Here is a 14,821-nt window from a genome sequence, read left to right on the forward strand (position 1 = left end):
TCCTGCAGAGACCACAAGCCGTTGGGCTTCGTTGCTATTTATACTATGATAGCGACATTCCCTCGCCCCTACCGCCTGTTACCGGCTGCTCTCAGGAGGAGCGCGAATGACGCTCAGCACGGACCCGGACGGCCAGCCCGTCACCCTCGATCTCACCGGGGAGACCAGCCCGTATCCGTTCTTCGAATATATGCGGCGCACCGATCCGGTCTGGCACGGTTCCCTGGCGGACCACTCGCAGCTGCCGGAGGAGCTGCGCCCGAACGACGAATGGGTCCTGTTCGGCTACGACGGGCTGTTCCAGGCGTTCCGCGACGACCGCGTGTTCACGTCGGCCGCCTACGAGAAGACCATCGGGCTGGTGATGGGCCACACCATCCTGGCGATGGGCGGCAAGGAGCACCACGACCACCGGAGCCTGGTGGCCAAGGCCTTCCGCGCCACCGCGCTGGAGCGGTGGGAACCGTCGGTCATCGGGCCGGTCTGCGATCAACTGATCGATGAAATCAAGAACGACGGCCACGCCGACCTGGTGAAGGCCCTGACGTTCGAGTTCCCGACCCGGATCATCTCCGTGCTGCTCGGGCTTCCCCCCGAGGATCTCGACATGTTCCGGCGGCTGTCGCTCGGTCTCATCTCGATCCAGACCGACATCGAGGCCGGGCTCAACGCGGCCACGGAACTGCACGGGTACTTCCTCGACCAGGTGGAGCAGCGGCGCCGCAAGATCACCGACGACATCATCGGCGACCTGGTGGCCGCCGAGATCGACGGAGAGAAGCTCAGCGACGAGGCGATCATCGCCTTCCTGCGGCTGCTGCTGCCGGCAGGCCTGGAGACCACCTATCGCTCGTCGGGCAATCTGCTGTACCTGCTGCTGACCCACCCCGAGCAGCTGGCGATGGTCCAGCGGGACCGGTCGCTGATCCCGGCCGCCATCGAGGAGGGCCTGCGAGTGGAGACGCCGCTGACGATGGTCATGCGCACCACCACCAAGGAAATCGAAATCGGCGGCAAGACAATACCGGCCGACGCACAGGTAGACATGTGCATGGGCTCGGCCAACCGCGACGAAAGCCGTTGGCCCGAACCGAATACGTTCGACATCCACCGGCCGCGCCACGCGCACATCGCGTTCGCGGCCGGCATCCACATGTGCCTCGGCATGCACCTGGCGCGGCTGGAGACGCGGGTCATGCTGAACAGCCTGTTCGACCGCGTCCGGCATTTGGCGTTCGTGCCCGACGACGGGACCGGCGAGGAGTCCAAGATCGTCGGCCTGACCTTCCGGTCGCCCAACAAGCTTCCCGTCACGTTCACCCCGGCCGCATGAGGAGCCGCGCGGCGATCCTGCATGACGTCGGCGGGCCCTGGTCTGTCGAGGAATTCGAGCTGGACCCGCCGCGCGCGGGCGAAGTCCTCGTTCAGCTGGCCGCCGCCGGGTTGTGCCACTCGGACGACCACATCCTCAAGGGCGACATGTCGGCGCCCAACGAGGTGATGCGTTCACTCGGGCTCCCGACGATGTTCCCGATGATCGGCGGCCATGAGGGGTCCGGCATCGTGCGCGAAGTCGGCGACGGCGTCACCGATTTCGCGCCGGGCGACCACGTGGTGATGTCATTCGTCGCGGTGTGTGGGCACTGCCGCTGGTGTGCGAGCGGGATCGAGTACCTCTGCGACGTCGGCATCGGCACCATGGTCCCGGGGATGCCCACCGACGGCACCTTCCGCCACCACACCGCCGACGGCCGGAATCTGGGCCACATCGCCAAGGTCGGCGCCTTCGCCGAACACACTGTGGTGTCGACGAATTCGCTCGTGAAGATCGATCCGCACCTGCCGCTGGCACCGAGCGCCCTGCTGTCGTGCGCGATTCCCACCGGCTACGGATCCGTCGCGAACCGCTCCAACATGCGCGCCGGCGATACCGTCGTCGTGATCGGCGTCGGTGGAATCGGCACCGGCGCCATCCAGGGCGCGAGGATCAACGGCGCGGCACACGTCGTCGCGGTCGATCCCGTTGAGTTCAAACAGAAATCGGCACTGCAGTTCGGCGCGACGCACAGCGCCGCGACGGCCGCCGACGCGCTCGATCTGGTGCGGGACCTGACCTACGGGGTGATGGCCGACGCCGTGGTGGTCTCGCCGTCCTTGATCACCGCCGACGACGTCCGCGACGCCGTGAAGCTGACCCGCAAGGGTGGGACGTGTGTTCTCACCGGCATGACGTCGCAGCTGACCCGGTCGGTCAACATCGATCTGCAGGACTTCATCCTGATGAACAAGACACTTGCCGGCACCATATTCGGCTCGTGCAACCCGAACGCGGACATCGCCCGGCTGGCCCGGCTCTACCAGACCGGACAGCTACAGCTCGACGAGATGATCACCAAGCGCTATCGCCTCGATGACGTCAACGACGCCTACGACGACCTGCTCAACGGCACCATCGTCAGGGGCGTGATCGACTTCGGGATCTAGGACTCTGTGGCTTTTTCCCGCTGGTCTCGGATCTGCCGTAGCCTCTTCAGGCGCATCAGTTTCTCCAGTTGGCCGTACGCGTCGATCGGGCTGTGCAGCGCCAGGCCGCCGTCGGCGTGCACCACCTGACCGGTCACCCAGGGCAGTTCCAGGACACCGACGATGGCCCCGGCCACGTCGCTGGCCTCACCCAGGCGTCCGAGCGCGGTCCGCCTGGACAGGCCGTCCGCCCAGCCCAGCCACGCGTCGGGGTTGGGCAGCATCGGGGTGCGCGTCACTCCGGGCCCGACGGCGTTCACCCGGATGCCGTAGGTGCCCCATTCCACGGCGGCGACCTTGACCAACATGTCGACGCCGGCTTTGGACACGCAGTATGCGCCCATGTCGCGATCGGCCACCGTGCCGCTGATGCTGGAGACGGCGACGATCGACCCCGGCACCTCGGCGTCGACCATGGCCTGCCCGGCGGCGCGCAGAGTCAGCCAGGTTCCGGTGAGGTTCACCGACAGCACCCGCTCCCAGTCGGCGGGCGCCTGTTTGAGCAACAGGCCCGACGGCCCCGACGACCCGATGCCGGCGGACGTCACCACCCGGGTCGGCACGCCTTGCTCGCGCACCGTCTGTTCCATGGCCGCCGAGACGGCGTCGGGATCGCTGACGTCGCAATCGATGTCGGCGCCCGACAGGTCCCAGGTGACGACCCGGTGGCCCGCGTCGCGCAACAGCCCGGCGACCTCCAACCCGATGCCGGACGCACCGCCGGTCACCAAGGCGGTCGAGGCCGTCATCGCGCGGGACCGATCAGGCCGAAGTCGCTCATGAGCTGCATGCTAGTACCCGCACCCGGGCCGCCGGCCCATGGCCGCGCCCGCGTGCGGTCAGGCGCTGAGCCCGCGCCGCCGGCTGACCTTCTCAGCAAGGTCCGACAGCGCCCGCGCCGTCGCCAGCCCCCGACCGGCGTCGCACGCCAACGAGTCGGCCGGATGGCGATAGGCGATGCCTACCCCGGCCAGATGCGCACCACCCCATTGCAACTCGGCCTTGGCGCACGTTCGCGCGCGGCGCTCGTCGATCGCTATGGTCACCATCGGATGCGTCGGAGAACTCGGGCAACTTGTGTGGTACATGTACGAATCATGCTGCGCGACACCTTCACCGTCGCGCTCATGGACCGGCGTGGCGCGTTCTGGTGACTTTGGTCCCGCCGGTGATGGCCAATGGACACTCCGCGCGGTCAAACGAATTTCGTCAGGGTGCGATCCCACAATTCACGCGCCAGCACGGGATCGTAGGCCGCCCGGTTGGCCCTGGCGATTTTGCCCTTCGAGTAGTACTCGCCGGAGGCCCAATCGGCACCGGGCACGCTCGACGCCAGCCAGACCAGCTGGTCGGCCGCCTCGTCGACGCTGGCTGTGAACCGGACCACCAGCGGCACGTGGTACTTCATGAAGACGAGGAACCGCGATCCCGACGCCTCGCCGAAATTGGAGTTGACGTAGCCGGGGTGAAACGTCGCGGCCGACAATCCCGCGGGGTGGTAGCGCCGATGTAATTCCCTGGTGAACAAGACGATTGCGAGCTTGGTGAGTGCGTAGGCGGAGCTGGGCCGGCGCCCGCTCGTCTCCTCCAGGTCGGAAATTTTCACCCGCGGAAGCAGCTTGTGCGACGAGCTGGTGGTGTTGATGACGGTGGCGCGGGAATCGACGAGCAGGTCCATCAACCGCGTGGTGAGCAAAAACGGCGCCAGGTAGTTGACCTGAAAGGTCATCTCGTGGCCGTCCACGGTCCGCTGGGCCTTGGTGAAGAGGCCGCCGGCGTTGTTGGCCAAGACGTCGATGCGCGGGTACCGGGCGCGGATCTCGTCCGCCAGGGCCCGCACCGCGGACAGGTCGGCGAAGTCCGCCACGAAATAGTCGGCGTCCAATTCCGCGGCCACCGCGGCCGTCTTGCTGTGCGACCGGCCGACGACGACAACGTTCGCGCCGCCCCGGCGCAGCCGACGCGCCGCCGCGGCGCCGAGGCCGTCGCTGGCACCGGTGATGACGATCGTCCTGCGCGCCATGGCCTCGAGGCTAGGGAATCAGGCCAGCGAGTAGCGCACCGGCAGGTGCTTGAGCCCTCCGACGAAGGTGGTGGCGGTGAGTTCGGGCTCGCCGGTCAGCTCGATGGATTTCAGCCTCGGCAGCAACTCGGAGAAGAAGCTGTTGACCTCCATGCGGGCCAGCGCCGCGCCCATGCAGAAGTGCACGCCATAGCCGAAGGCCAGGTGCTTGTTCGGGTCACGCCCGACGTCGAAGCGGAACGGGTCCTCGAAGACGTCCTCGTCGCGGTTGGCCGACACGTACGACAGCAACACGGAATCGCCCGCGGCGATCGGTATTCCTCGCACGGTGGTGTCGTTGGCCGCGGTGCGCATGAACTCCTTCACCGGAGTGACCCAGCGGATCATCTCGTCGGTGGCCAACGGCATCAGGTCGAGGTTGTCGCGCAGGCGCTCCAGCTGGTCCGGGTTCTCGATCAGCGCCTGCATGCCACCCGAGATGGTCGCACTGGTCGTGTCGTGACCCGCGGTCGCCACGATGAGGTAGTACGACACGGTGTCGATGTCCGACAACGGCTCGCCGTCGATGCGGGCGTTGGCGATCGCCGACGCGAGGTCCTCGGTCGGGTGCTCGCGGCGCGAGGCGGTCACCCCGTTGAAGTACTCGAACATGTCGAACAGCGCGGGCAACTGATCCTCGTTGGTCGTGCCGCGTTTGAATTCCGCGTCCTCGCTGCCGAACAGCTCCTGGGTCAGCTTGAGCATGCGCGGGAAGTCGGCCTCGGGCAGCCCGAGCAGCGACATGATCACGTAGAGCGGGTAATTGACGGCGACCTGCTGGACGAAGTCGCATTCGGGCCCCGCCGCCATCATCTTGTCGACGTAGATCTTGGCGAGTTCGTCCACCCGCACCTTCAACGCCCGCATCGCCTTCGGGCGAAACCAGTCGGAGCCGATCGCGCGTACCACCCGGTGCTGCGGGTCATCCAGGTGGATCAGCGTGCGCACCCCGGCGGCGACCGCTTGCTCGTCGCCCTCGACGGTGGTCAGCACCGGGCGCGGCCAGTTGGTGAACAGCATGTTGTCGCGTTCGATGTCCATGATGTCGGCGTGCTTGGTGATCGCCCAGAACGGCTTGTAGTTCGGCACCTCGACCCACGACACCGGCGCGTTGGCGCGCAGGTGAGCCAGCGCCGCGTGCAGCCGCCGCTCGTCGGTGTACGCCAGCGGATCCGTCAATAGCTTGGCGGCCTCGTCCATCGTCGACGTGCTCACGCGCGAAACTCCTTCACTACGGCGGTGATACAGGATCGGGAAGCGGTCATGAAGATGGGCAGGACGCGATCGACGGCGCCCTCGCAGCGGCTCTTCAAACCCGCCGCGATCGTGTCGACCGGACCGACGACGGCGAAAGCCGCGAGCATCTCGTCGTCGATGAGCGAGCCCATGGTGTCCCACTCCCCTGCCAGTGAGAGCCGGTGCAGTTCGGTGTGCAAATCGCCCCAGCCATGCAACTCGAGGACCCTGCGGTAGGCCGGCGTCGAGCCGTAGAAAGCGATCTGCTTGCGCACGGCGGTGCTGGCGGCGTCCAGTTCGTCGTCGTTCTCCCCGGTCGCGACCAGCACCTCGCACGACACCTCGAAGACGCCGCGATCCCGCCCGGAGCGCTGCATCCCGCGCAGCAGGGCCGGCAGCGTGACCTCCTCGAGGTAGCGCTTCGAGACCATGGGGTGGCCAAGGTGGCCGTCGCCGACCTCGCCGCACATCTCGGTCATCGTTTCGCCGACGGCGGCCAGGAACACCTTCGGCGCCGAATAAGGCTGCGGCTCGGGCGCAAACATCGGCGTCATGATCTTGTGCGTGTAGAAGTCGCCCTCGAAACGAAGCTTCGTGCCGTCCTTCCACGCCGACCAGATCGCGTGCAGCGCGGCGACGAACTCGCGCATCCGGGGAGCCGGATGGCTCCACGGCATGCTGAACCGCTTCTCGATATGGGGCTGGATTTGCGTGCCCAGCCCGAGGATGAACCGGCCCTGCGAATAGGCCTGCAGGTCCCAGCCGATGTTGGCGACGATCATCGGATTGCGGGCGAACGCGACCGCGATGTTGGTGCCCACCTCGAGTCGCGACGTGTGTTCGGCGGCCAGCAGCACCGGCAGAAACGGGTCATGGTTGGTCTCGGCGGTCCAGCCGCCGTCGTACCCGTCGTGTTCCAGAGCACCGGCGACCGACGGCACCCGGGCGAGTTGATTGGGGATGCCCCCGTCGAGCTTGAGGCGGGGGGTGCTACCCATGCGGGCAACTTTACAGTAAGCAATCCAGTATGTGACCCCACTCGGCTAGTCACGACAGATCCGCATGAGGTAGGACATAGGCATGACGAAAGCCCAGGACTGGGAGGAATCGCTCGACGATCTCGAGCGTCGCCGCGAGCATGCGCGGGCGATGGGCGGGCCGGAACGCCTGGACAAGCACCGCAAGAAGGGCAAGCTGGACGCCCGCGCGCGAATCGAGCGACTACTGGACCCGGGCACCTTCCGCGAGTTCGGCACGCTGGTCGGCGGCGACGTCGCGGCCGACGCCCTGATCGTCGGCTCCGGTCTGATCAACGGATCGCCGGTGATGCTGGGCGCCGAGGACTTCACCACCTTGGCCGGCAGCATCGGCCCCGGCGGCAACTCCAAGCGATACCGGATCGCCGAACTGGCGCTGCGCGACAAGATTCCGCTGGTGATGATGCTCGAGGGCGCCGGCTTTCGGCCCACCGGAGGCCATTACGGCCGCAGCCCGACCGATCTGCTTGCCCAGACGCAGTGCTCGGGCCGTGTCCCGACCGTCGCCGCGGTGCTCGGCCCCTCCGCCGGGCATGGGGCGCTGGTGGCCCCGGTGTGCGACTTCCGGATCATGAGCGCCCAGGGTGCGATCTTCACCGCCGGGCCACCGGTCGTCAAAGAGTCCACGGGAGAAGACATCTCGAAGGAGGACCTCGGCGGGCCGGACGTCGCCATACCCAGCGGGGTCATCCACAACGCCGCCGATGACGACGAGGCGGTGCTCGACGACGTCCGGCGCTACCTGTCGTATTTTCCGCCGAGCGCGTGGTCGTACCCGCCCTGCCTGCCGCCCGGCGAGGCCACCGCGCCGCGAGCGACGCCGGAGCTGCTCGACATCGTCTCGCGCGACAACCGCCGCGTTTACGACATGCGCGCGGTGCTCGACGTGGTCTTCGACAGCCCCGACTGGTTCGAGGTGCAACCGCAGTTCGGCAAGGCGGTCATCTGCGCGCTGGCCCATCTCGGCGGTCACCCGGTCGCCGTGGTGGCCAACCAGCCGAAGGTGCTGGCCGGCTCCATCGACGCCGACGCCGCCGACAAGGCGGCGCACTTCATCACGGTGGCCGACTCGTTCCACCTGCCGATCGTCTTCCTGGCCGACAACCCCGGCATGCTCCCGGGCAGCCGGTCGGAACGCAGCGGCGTGCTGCGTGCCGGCGCGCGGATGTTCGCGGCCCAGACGGCGGCCACCACGTTGAAGCTGCACCTCACGCTGCGCAAGGCGTATGGGTTTGGCTCGATGGTCATGTCGCTGCTGGGTTTCGATCATCAGGTCGCGACGTTCGCCTACCCGGGCGCGACGATGGGCGCGATGAGCGCCGCGGCGCTCAGCCGCGCGTCGCACGCCGGCGAGGACCTGTCGGCCAAGCTGCGCAACGCCGAATTGGAGGCCTCGTATCGGTCGGCCGAACACATGGGTTTCGACGAGCTCATCGACCCCCGCGAGACGCGCGACGCGCTGCTGGCCTCCTTGCAGCGCGGCCTGTCCAGCCGGCAGGCCGCCGCGGAACCCGTGGCGCGCACGGTCATCATGCCGTGAATTTCTCCCGGGCGCGAGCGCGCGTGTTTGTACACGACACGCCGGTGTAAGGCGTCATTTTGCGGACGCTCGCGGCGCTACCGGCGCACCCGGTAGGCGGCCACGACGGGCTCGAGTTCGTCGGGCGTCGCGCCGTGCATGATCACGGCGTCGGCCCCGTAGTCGAGCTCCTTGCGGATGCGCTCGACGCACTGGTCGGCCGACCCCGTGGCCGAGGGCTCCAGCCATTCGCCCGGAATCAGGGTCGCGATGTGCTCGATCTGGTCGGGTGTGGCCTTGTGATCGATTCCGCCCGCGATCGACGTCACCACGGGATCCGCCCGAAAGCGTTGCAGCACCGCGGGATCCCAGTCGTTCGTCCGCACCAACAGGTCGCCGTAGCCCTGCAGGTAGGTGGCCAGGCGCGCGACGGTCTTCTTCAGCCGCAGTTGTTCGGGAAGATGATCGCCGACGGTGGCGAAGCATGACCACACCCGCACGCTGGCGGGGTCGCGGCCCGCCTTTTCCGCGGCCGACTTGACCGTCTTGACGCACCGCTGCAGTGTCTCGGGGGTGAAGTAGGTGTGCAGTATGACGTCGTCGAAGACCCGGCCGCCGAGCGCGAGCGTGTTGGGCCCGAAGGCCACCAGCGCAAGGCGGATGTCCTCGTCGAAGTCCGGGTCGAGGAACAGGATGGGGTACGTCCCCATCGGGCCGTCGTGATTGAAGATCAGCTCGCCGTGCCACAGCCGACGCATGACCTGGGCCCAGTCCTCCATCTGCGCCGTAGTCACCGCCGGGATGCCGAACGCCCCATAGATGGCCGCGATGCCGCGGCCGATGCCCAGCGTGAACCGCCCGCCGGAGAGCCGATGCATGGTGGTCGCCCACGATCCGGTGATCAGCGGATGGCGGGTGTTGTGATTGGTTGCGGCGGTGGCGATTTGCATCCGGTTGGTCACCGCGCACGCCGCTCCGACGAGCGAGGACGCCTCCTTGACGTTCCAGCGCTCGGAGATGAAAGCGGTGCCGAAGCCCAGCTCCTCGCCGCGGCGGGCCTCGTCCATCAGGGTCGCCGGCCCCTCGCCGCCGGCGCCGGCCAGCAGGTAGTAGCCCAGCTCGTCAAGTGCCCGCTCGCTCAATTCCAAACCCCTTGCTTGTAACCGCAATTCCAGACCTCGGTGATCTTGCCGGCGACCACACGGAACACCTCGATGCTCGCCACGTTGGTTTCGCTCCCGTCCTTGGTGGTCATCGTCGAGTCGTAGACGATCGCGACGTGCTCGCCGTCGTCGCCGGCGAGCACGATGTTCAGCTCGAAGCGCAGCCTGTCGAACAGCTCCCACACGTCGGCGATCCGCTGCACCGCCTGCGCGTGGGTCAGCGTGTGCGCTTCGCCGACCTCGTGCCGAATGACGGTGTCGGCGAACAACTCCCCGGCCAGCTCGAGGTCGCGCTCGTTCCAGACCACCAGGTTGTAAAGCTCCACCACCTCACGGGCCGTGCGGGTCATCACCGGACCACCTCGCCCAGGAAGCGTTCGGTCACCTTGAGCACGCGCCGCGAGAAGATGTGACCGACGTGGCTGCCGTCGTACCAGTACAGCTGCCCGCCCCAGCGTTCCTGCAACGCTTCCGCGGGCTCGCGCATCGCCATGCGGTCATGCCACGCCCCGACGATGAGCCGGCGCTGCGGGGGCGGCGCGGGTTCGACGCGCAGCGGATCGATCACCGACGTCAGCTTCGAGACCTCCGGGGACCCGAGCAGCTCGCGGAACCCCGCGCGGGATTGCCCGAAGCGCCCCAGGTGCCGCGCGATCATCGCGTTGAGCCCCAGGATCGGGGTGTACAGCGCCACCGCGTCGACCTGCCGCTCGAGGTGGGACACCAGCGCGGCCACCGGGGTGCCCATCGAAATCCCCGCCACCACAACGGCGCTGGCCTGCGGCTGAACCCAACGCACTACCGCGCGGACCTCCGACACCGCGCGCATCATGCCCGCGACGTTGCCCAGCGGATCGGTGTCCGGGTAGGCCGGCCATTCGCCGCGCCGGCAACCGTGGCCGGGCTGCACCGGCATGGCGACGTTGAACCCCAGGCCGTGGTGGATCCGGCCGATCCGGGACAGCAACAGGTCCTCGGTGCCGCCCTGACCGGCGCCATGGACCCAGACCAGCCACGGCCGCGGGCCGCCCCGGTGCCGGCACACGTGCACCACCGCCCGCGCCGGGCCGCCCAGCCCGTCGGCCTGAAGCGTGGCCGGCAGCTTCGGATCGTGTTCGAACTTCATCCGCTCGTATGACAGGCCGGCGATTCGCCGCCGCCGCACCGAGGTGGGCCGCAACGGTTCCGGCTCGGCGTGCGCCCCGTCGATGCCCAGCGCCGACAATTCCTCGGCCGCCGCGGTGCACGCATCCAGCGGCCGCACCGCCGGGGGGCTCCCGTTCATCAGCGAAAAGCCGCTCAGCACAAGCTCGTCCAGCAGGACCTCACCGAATTGCCGCACCCCGCGCGGCGACGCCGGGGCCCAGCCGGTCGATTCGTTGAGACCGGCCACCGTGCGCGGCAGCAGCATGCCCAGCTCGCGGGTGATGTCGAGTGCGCGGCGCAGCATTAGGTCAGCTTGAAGCCGGTGTATCCGCCGGCCGCGATTTCGTCGCAGCGGCGGCGGTATTCGGGGATTCCGCCGGTATAGCCCATATACATCCGTTTCTTGCCGGGCACGTTGCCACCGTTGTACCAGGAGTTGCACGACGGGTGCACCAGCACCGTCGGCGCGACGAGCGCGGTGGCGTGGTCGATCCACTCCTGCTGAGCCGAAGCCAGCGCCTCGATGGTGCGGATTCCGTTGCCGCGCAAGTAGGTGATGCAATCGCCGATCCACTCCACGTGCTGCTCGAGCGCGGCCACGAAATTGGTGGTCGCGCTCGGACTGCCCGGGCCCTGGATCATGAACAGGTTCGGGAATCCCGCCACGGCCACACCGAGGTACGACAAGGGGCCCTCGGTGGCCCAGAACTCGGCGAGCGACATCGCGTCGCGGCCCCGGACATCGATGCGGCTGAGCGCGCCCGTCATGGCGTCGAAGCCGGTGGCATAGACGATGGCGTCGAGGTCGTACGACTCACGCTCGGTGCGGATGCCGGTCGCGGTGACCTCGCGGATCGGGGACTTGCGCAGGTCGACGAGCGTGACGTTGTCGCGGTTGAACGTTTGGTAGTAGCCGCAGTCGATGATGGGGCGCTTGCAGGCGAAGGGATGCTCGGGCACCAGGGCGGCCGCCGTGTCCGGATCCTCGACGATGCGGGCCACCGCCTCACCGTAGAGCTTGGCGGCCATCCGGTTGGCGTCGATGTCGAAGAAGACGTCGCCCCAGTTCAGCGCGCCCATCACCCCGCTCTCCTCGATGGCGCGCAGTTGCTCGTCGCGGGTCGCCGACTTCAGCGGCGGCCTGCCCAGCATCTCGAACAGCACCGAGAAGGCGCTCAGCCGCGCCGCGCCGATCGGGTGGGCCCGTTGCGCCGCCCGGATCTCGTCGTAGCGAGCCTTCATCTCGTCCAGTTCGCCCGGCACGAATTGCCGTACCTCCCAGGGCAGCGTGTATGCCGGCGAACGCTGAAACACGCAGAGCTGCAAAGCTTCCCGCGCTACGACGGGAATGAGCTGGACGCCGGTCGAGCCGGTGCCGATGACACCGACCCGCTTGCCGCTGAGATCGCAGCCCCCCTTGGGCCAGCGGCTGGTGAACAGCGACGCCCCGGTGAAGGTGTCCATTCCGGGGATGTCGGGTTCCAGCGGCACCGACAGGATGCCGGTCGCGGCGATGACGAACGGGGCTCGGAACGACTCGCCCGCCGCGGTCCGCACCACCCAGGCCGCGGTGTCTTCGTCGAAGGTCATCGCGACGACCTCGGTGTGGAACTGGATGTCGCGGCGAAGATCCAGCCGGTCGGCCACGAAGTTCAGGTAGGCCTCGATCTCGGGCTGAGCCGGCATCGACTCCGTCCACACCCATTCCCGCTGAATCTCGTCGGAGAAGCTGTAGGAGTACTCGATGCTTTCGATGTCGCAGCGGGCACCCGGGTACCGGTTGAACAGCCAGGTGCCCCCGACGTTTTCGGCCTTCTCCAGCACCCGGGCTCGGACGCCGAGCTGCCGCAGCCGATGCAGCATGTACAGGCCGGAGAAGCCGGCGCCGATGACCAGGGCGTCGAAGTGCGCGTCCTGTCCACCCACTGAGCAGCTCCTTGCCCCGAACCGGCCGAACTGCTGAAATCTATACTGTAATGAATTTAGTATCAATGAGTGCGGGAGGCGCCGGCGTGAAAGTGCCCTTTACCTGGAAGGTAACCGGGTGGTTCATGGTCGGGTGGTCGCCCGAATTCCCGATCGGCGAGGTGCGGCCGCTGCACTATTTCGGCGAAGACCTGGTGGCCTACCGCGACGAGCGAGGCGAATTGCACGTCCTGGAAGCGCACTGCAAACACCTCGGTGCCCACATCGGTCATGGCGGCAAGGTGGTGGGCGACTGCGTTGAGTGCCCGTTCCATGGGTGGCGATGGGGCCCGGACGGCACCAACCGATACATCCCGTACCAACCGGAGCGCCCGAACCGCGCGCTGCGGCTGCGGGTGTACCCCGTGCGCGAGCAGTACGACTGCGTGTTCATCTGGCATCAGCCGGACGGCAAAGAGCCCCAGTGGGAGATGCCCGACATCTTCAGGAAGTTCCCCCAATTCGAGACGGATCCGGCGGCGTATTACCGGGCGTATCCCGAGTTCTCCCGGCGCGCGGAGCGCGAGCCGGTGCATCCACAGATCGTGGCGGAGAACGCCCCGGACAGCGCCCATTTCGTGTACGTGCACCACGCGACGGTGACGCCGCGGGTGCTGGACTGGAAAATCGTCGAGCACGAATGGCAGTTCGTCGCGGGCTGGCCGGCCGGGCGCAGCGACGACCTCGAGGATCTGGCGTTGCGCTTCCACAGCCACCTGTTCGGCCTCGGCGGGGCGATCAGCGTCTTCGAGGGCGCGCAGAACCATCGGCTGATCTTCACCTGCACGCCCGTCGACGACGAGTGTTCGGACCTGTTCTATTCGATCTGGTGGCCGCGGGTCCCCGGCGATGCCTCCGACGTGCCGCAGGGCAAGCTGCGCGAGGTCATCGAAAAGCAGTTCCTGTCCACCGTCTTCGACGATCTGCAGATCTGGCGCTACCAGAGGTACGTCGAGCATCCGGCGCTGTCCAAGGTGGACGCGAAAGGGTATATGGCACTGCGCAAATGGGCGACCCAGTTCTACGAAGTGCCGGCATGACGGCACTGGAAGACCTCGCGGCCGCCGAGCACACCGCGATCGTCACCCAGGAGTGCCAGGGCGCGGTGATGGGCCCGAACGCCGGGCTGGGGATGCTGGCCGAGGAGGCACGCCGAGTCGCCCTGCCGAACATCGTGCGGCTGTTGCCCGCGGCCCGGGCGGCCGGGGTCCGCGTCGTGCACTGCCTGGTGCAGCGGCGCCCCGACGGGCTCGGCTCCAACCACAACGCCAAGATCTTCAGCCTGGGCCGAGGCCCAGAAAAAGGCCTGGTCGACATCACCCCCGGTACACCCGGGGCCGCCCTGCTGCCCGAATTGGGCCCCGAGCCAACCGATTTGGTCCTGAGCCGCTGGCACGGCGTCGGGCCGATGGGCGGCACCGACCTGGACGCGGTGCTGCGCAACCTGGGGGTTTCCACCATCGTCGTGGTAGGTGTTTCGCTGAACATCGCGATCCCCAACGTCGTCATGGATGCGGTCAACGCCGCCTACCGCGTCGTCCTGCCCAAGGACGCCGTCGCCGGCGTGCCCGCCGACTACGGCGCCGCCGTCATCGCCAACACGCTGTCGTTGCTCGCGACCATCACCACCACCGACGACCTGCTTCGGGCGTGGGAGCGCCCATGACCGAGACAGCGCCCGGGGTTCGCGGCGGCTTCCCCGAGATCAAGCCGGCCGAGCACGCGCCCGCCGGGCTGGGCCGATTCGTCGCCGCGATGCGCCGCCTGCAGGACCTCACCGTCTCCACCGACAGCTCGAGCTGGGACACCGCGGCCGAGCACGTCGAACGGGCGTGCGCGCTGCTGGACGGGCATCAGGTGCCCGAAGGCGCGGCGCCGGGCGGGCGGGTCCTCGAGTTGCCCGGGCTGGGGCACCCGTTGCTGCCGCCATGGCTGGTCACCGAATCCGGGCCGGGCGGCGTCACCATGGACGGGCACTTCTCCCGGGCCCACGTGGGCGGCAACAACGCCGTGCACGGCGGGATGATCCCCCTCTTCTACGACTGGCTGTTCGGGATGGTCGTCTCGACCGCGGGCTGCCCGCCCACCCGCACCGCCTTCCTGCACGTCGACTACCGCAACATCACCCCGATCGACGAGCCGCTGGCCGCCCGGCCCGGATTCGGTTACT

The 14,821-nt window shown here is 67.9% G+C and carries 15 protein-coding genes; 6 read left to right on the forward strand and 9 right to left on the reverse strand.

Going from position 1 to position 14,821, the window contains the following annotated elements:
• The first annotated feature begins 106 nt into the window (after window positions 1–106).
• Window positions 107–1,333: a cytochrome P450 gene (locus A5787_RS03865; protein WP_066961883.1), complete on the forward strand. Its 1,227-nt coding sequence runs from the start codon at window positions 107–109 to the stop codon at window positions 1,331–1,333.
• Window positions 1,330–2,484, forward strand: coding sequence for a Zn-dependent alcohol dehydrogenase (locus A5787_RS03870; protein ID WP_066961886.1), 1,155 nt, complete (start codon window positions 1,330–1,332; stop codon window positions 2,482–2,484). The genes A5787_RS03865 and A5787_RS03870 overlap by 4 nt, the downstream gene beginning before the upstream one ends.
• Here A5787_RS03870 and A5787_RS03875 read toward each other — a convergent pair.
• From A5787_RS03875 to A5787_RS03895, 5 genes are all read right to left on the reverse strand, one after another.
• A complete protein-coding gene (locus tag A5787_RS03875) occupies window positions 2,481–3,272 on the reverse strand; it encodes an SDR family NAD(P)-dependent oxidoreductase (RefSeq protein ID WP_066961889.1) in 792 nt (263 codons plus the stop codon). The genes A5787_RS03870 and A5787_RS03875 overlap by 4 nt on opposite strands.
• 90 nt (window positions 3,273–3,362) lie before the next feature.
• A complete protein-coding gene (locus A5787_RS03880; RefSeq protein WP_197506949.1) occupies window positions 3,363–3,572 on the reverse strand; it encodes a dsRBD fold-containing protein in 210 nt (69 codons plus the stop codon).
• 146 nt (window positions 3,573–3,718) lie between these two features.
• A complete protein-coding gene (locus A5787_RS03885) occupies window positions 3,719–4,546 on the reverse strand; it encodes an SDR family NAD(P)-dependent oxidoreductase (protein WP_066961895.1) in 828 nt (275 codons plus the stop codon).
• An 18-nt stretch (window positions 4,547–4,564) separates the two neighbouring features.
• On the reverse strand, window positions 4,565–5,785 hold the full coding sequence (locus tag A5787_RS03890; RefSeq protein ID WP_066961899.1) for a cytochrome P450: 1,221 nt from the start codon (window positions 5,783–5,785) through the stop codon (window positions 4,565–4,567).
• 11 nt (window positions 5,786–5,796) lie between these two features.
• On the reverse strand, window positions 5,797–6,819 hold the full coding sequence (locus tag A5787_RS03895; protein ID WP_066961902.1) for an LLM class F420-dependent oxidoreductase: 1,023 nt from the start codon (window positions 6,817–6,819) through the stop codon (window positions 5,797–5,799).
• An 82-nt stretch (window positions 6,820–6,901) separates the two neighbouring features.
• Between A5787_RS03895 and A5787_RS03900 the strand changes: the two genes are divergently transcribed.
• On the forward strand, window positions 6,902–8,398 hold the full coding sequence (locus A5787_RS03900) for an acyl-CoA carboxylase subunit beta (RefSeq protein WP_066961904.1): 1,497 nt from the start codon (window positions 6,902–6,904) through the stop codon (window positions 8,396–8,398).
• A gap of 77 nt (window positions 8,399–8,475) precedes the next feature.
• Here the strand turns inward: A5787_RS03900 and A5787_RS03905 are convergent, their stop codons facing one another.
• The 4 genes from A5787_RS03905 to A5787_RS03920 are packed head-to-tail and all read right to left on the reverse strand — an operon-like array spanning window position 8,476 to window position 12,612.
• Window positions 8,476–9,519, reverse strand: a complete 1,044-nt coding sequence (locus A5787_RS03905) for a TIGR03857 family LLM class F420-dependent oxidoreductase (RefSeq protein ID WP_066961907.1) — start codon at window positions 9,517–9,519, stop codon at window positions 8,476–8,478.
• Complete coding sequence (locus A5787_RS03910; protein ID WP_066961909.1) at window positions 9,516–9,890, reverse strand: nuclear transport factor 2 family protein; 375 nt, start codon at window positions 9,888–9,890, stop codon at window positions 9,516–9,518. Before A5787_RS03910 ends, A5787_RS03905 begins: the two co-directional genes overlap by 4 nt.
• The gene (locus tag A5787_RS03915) at window positions 9,890–10,990 is read right to left on the reverse strand and encodes an alpha/beta fold hydrolase (RefSeq protein ID WP_066961912.1); all 1,101 of its coding nucleotides are present in this window, start codon (window positions 10,988–10,990) and stop codon (window positions 9,890–9,892) included. Before A5787_RS03915 ends, A5787_RS03910 begins: the two co-directional genes overlap by 1 nt.
• Window positions 10,990–12,612, reverse strand: coding sequence for an NAD(P)/FAD-dependent oxidoreductase (locus A5787_RS03920; protein WP_066961915.1), 1,623 nt, complete (start codon window positions 12,610–12,612; stop codon window positions 10,990–10,992). Before A5787_RS03920 ends, A5787_RS03915 begins: the two co-directional genes overlap by 1 nt.
• An 86-nt stretch (window positions 12,613–12,698) precedes the next feature.
• Between A5787_RS03920 and A5787_RS03925 the strand changes: the two genes are divergently transcribed.
• From A5787_RS03925 to A5787_RS03935, 3 genes are all read left to right on the forward strand, one after another.
• A complete protein-coding gene (locus A5787_RS03925) occupies window positions 12,699–13,691 on the forward strand; it encodes a Rieske 2Fe-2S domain-containing protein (RefSeq protein ID WP_066961918.1) in 993 nt (330 codons plus the stop codon).
• Window positions 13,688–14,317: a cysteine hydrolase gene (locus tag A5787_RS03930; protein ID WP_066961921.1), complete on the forward strand. Its 630-nt coding sequence runs from the start codon at window positions 13,688–13,690 to the stop codon at window positions 14,315–14,317. Before A5787_RS03925 ends, A5787_RS03930 begins: the two co-directional genes overlap by 4 nt.
• Window positions 14,314–14,821 (forward strand): thioesterase (locus tag A5787_RS03935; RefSeq protein ID WP_066961924.1); only part of this gene is annotated, 508 nt, incomplete at its 3' end. The genes A5787_RS03930 and A5787_RS03935, both read left to right, overlap by 4 nt.

Origin of the sequence: Mycobacterium sp. 852002-50816_SCH5313054-b (genome assembly GCF_001667185.1) — a bacterium.
In the GTDB taxonomy this organism is placed as follows: domain Bacteria; phylum Actinomycetota; class Actinomycetes; order Mycobacteriales; family Mycobacteriaceae; genus Mycobacterium.